The 1,982-nt window shown below is 58.1% G+C and carries 1 protein-coding gene; it reads left to right on the top strand.

The window, feature by feature from the left end; translation table 11 throughout:
* The first annotated feature begins 148 nt into the window (after positions 1-148).
* Positions 149-1,744, top strand: coding sequence for an FAD-dependent oxidoreductase (locus AC3B8H_RS20760; RefSeq protein WP_488443416.1), 1,596 nt, complete (start codon positions 149-151; stop codon positions 1,742-1,744).
* The last annotated feature ends 238 nt before the right edge of the window (positions 1,745-1,982 follow it).

Here is a 1,982-nt window from a genome sequence, read left to right as displayed (position 1 = left end):
GGCGACATTTTCTGAAGCCCAGCTCTCCAAAGCGCCATTCTCGGTATGGGATCGCGGCAGCGGCGCAACGCGCTGTTTCCAGCGGGTAACCTCAGCCGCGTTGGATTTTACCTCTATAATGCGATTTTCGAATTCAGGAGATTCGCTCATGGCGCATAGCAATTTTTTTCGGCGGCTGGTTCTGATCTTGCAGACCGCCAGACGCGAACATCTTAAGGCCCATCAGTTGCCCGCCCCGATTCCCGCCAGTCAGGCCGACTGGAGCCGGCGCCGCTTTATCAAGACCTCGACGGCGGCCGGATTAGCCGGCGCGATAAGCGCGAGCTTGGCGCCGCCGGCCTGGGCGAAAGATCATGGCAACGCGCGGGTAGCGATCATCGGGGCCGGTATTGCCGGCCTGAATGCCGCTTATCGGCTGAAAAATGCCGGCGTCAAAGCCACGCTGTTCGAAGCGCGCGCTCGGGTAGGCGGCCGGATGCTGTCCGCCAAGCTCGACGATGGTTTGACGATCGATCTGGGCGCGGAACTGATTAATACCGATCACCCAGACATGCTGGGATTGGCGCAGGAATTCGGGATTAAGCTATTCGATAAGCGCCAGGATGCGGCGCGCTTACCTTATCCGAAAGAGGCGTATTTCTTCAACGGCGAACGCTACAGCGAAGCACAGCTGGCCGACGATTTGCGCGCGATTGCCGCGCAAATTAACGAAGATGCCGGCTTATTGGACCAGGACTGGGACACACACGCACCGCTGTTCGATCAATGGTCGGTCAGCGATTACTTGCAACGACACGCCGATAAAATCGCGGCGCCCTATGTGCGCACCCTGCTGGAAAATATGCTGCGTACCGAATTCGGCGCGGAAACCAGCCAAGCTTCGGCGTTACAACTACTCGATATTTTGCCGGTGGTCGACGGTCAAGCCGTCGATTTGCTCAGTTACAGCGATGAGGTTTACGCGGTAGTCGGCGGTTCGGCGCAAATCACCGATGCATTGGCAAGCGCGTTGCCGGGGCAAATTCATCTCCGCAAAGCCTTGAGAAAGGTCAAGCGCCACAACGACGAATACCAGCTGACGTTCAGCGACGGTAGCCGGGTCGAAGCCGACATCGTCATCATTGCGACGCCCTTTCCAGCCTTGCGAGACGTCGAGATCGACGCTCCGTTGCCGACGCTGTTTCGCCGTTTCGTCGCCGAAGCCAATCCGGGCGCCAATGAAAAGTTGATCGCCGGCTTTAAGCAACGCTTCTGGCATGGCCCCGCCGGTTTTAGTTTGGCGGCCTGGACGGATTTGGGCTACTCGGAAGTTTGGGACGAAACACAGCGCCAACCGCACCGTCGCGGCGGCGCGCTGAATTTTTTCCTGGGCGGCGATCAGGCCAGACAGCTGAATAAAACCCACAATATCAAACCGCTGGCGAAGCAATTCATCACCGATCTGGACAAATTTATCCCCGGCGCGAAAGCCTCGGCGAGCGGCGGCTTGGCGAAAAGCGCCTGGGGCAACAATCCTTATGTCGGCGGCGGCTACGCCAACTTTGCGCCGGGACAGCTGACTACGTTTGCCGAATACTTTTGGGTTGAGGGCGACGGTGCCGTTACCCAACAGGTGGCTTTCGACAAATTGATTTTCGCCGGCGAGCATTTGAGCGACGCCAATTACGGCTTCATGGAAGGCGGCGCCCAAACCGGCCGCTTGGCGGCGGCTCTGGTCATGGACATCTTAAAAGACCATCGTTAGCAACACCCGCGCGGTCCGGCTAAGCGCGACCGGGCGCTCAATCCTAGAAAACGGAGAAAAACCATGCTTTTCAAGATTCAAACACATCAATCCAACCTTGCTTCACCGCGCCCCGAATGCCGCAACCCGATCAATTTCAATAAAACCGCTTGGCCGATCATGTTGCTCCCGGCACTCTTCGCCGCCAGCCCGTCGGCTATCGCGGCGACGCTGGTGGCGAGTTACGATTTCAACGACA

The sequence above is a fragment of the Methylomonas sp. BG-2 genome (genome assembly GCF_057766305.1).
The sequence above is the reverse complement of the archived record's forward strand: the minus strand, read 5'-3'. Positions and strand labels throughout refer to the sequence as shown.

Excerpts from the sequence above, each read along its gene's own strand:
- AC3B8H_RS20760 (WP_488443416.1), top strand. The coding sequence starts at position 149 with ATGGCGCATAGCAATTTTTTTCGGCGGCTGGTTCTGATCTTGCAGACC.